This is a genomic window from Dolichospermum circinale AWQC131C, from assembly GCF_000426905.1.
In the GTDB taxonomy this organism is placed as follows: Bacteria; Cyanobacteriota; Cyanobacteriia; order Cyanobacteriales; family Nostocaceae; genus Dolichospermum; species Dolichospermum circinale.
This window is the reverse complement of the sequence record NZ_KE384662.1, coordinates 523-1,099: the sequence shown is the minus strand read 5'-3', so window position 1 is coordinate 1,099 and position 577 is coordinate 523. Positions and strand designations below refer to the sequence as shown.

Below are 577 nucleotides of genomic sequence, written 5' to 3'. Positions count from 1 at the left end.
TGGAGAAGATATATTAGACGTACCTCTAGGAAAATTTATCAATTATCAACAAGTTCCTGTCCAGTTTTTTCCCCGGTTTTCTCCTTCTATTCACGCTTTGAGAGAATTTGCTTTTTCCAGAGAATTAACAATATGGTTATGGCAAAATATCCGTAATTATGACTTGTTACATATTCATGCTATTTTCTCCTATAGTTCTACAATAGCAATGGCGATCGCCCGCTGTCAAAAAATTCCCTATATTGTTCGTCCCCTAGGACAATTATGTACATGGTCATTACAGCAAAGTGCTAGAAAAAAGCAAATCTATCTGAAAATTATCGAAAAAGCTAATCTTAATCACAGTCAATCAATTCATTTTACCTCTATTGCAGAACAACAAGAAGCTGCCCTATTAAATTTAACCTCCCCAAATTTTATCATCCCCCACGGACTTGCGATTCCCGATACAATTCCCCATGCTTATCAACGTCTACGACAACATTTTAATTTACCCATAGATGAACCAATTATCTTATTTTTATCTCGCTTACATCCTAAAAAAGGTTTAGACTACCTAATTCCAGCATTAGGTAAA

The 577-nt window shown here is 35.2% G+C and carries 1 protein-coding gene; it reads left to right on the top strand.

All coding sequences use genetic code 11. The features are described from left to right. Window positions 1–577, top strand: a 577-nt coding sequence (locus ACIR131C_RS26415; RefSeq protein WP_035372682.1) for a glycosyltransferase, incomplete at both ends; no start/stop codon positions are given.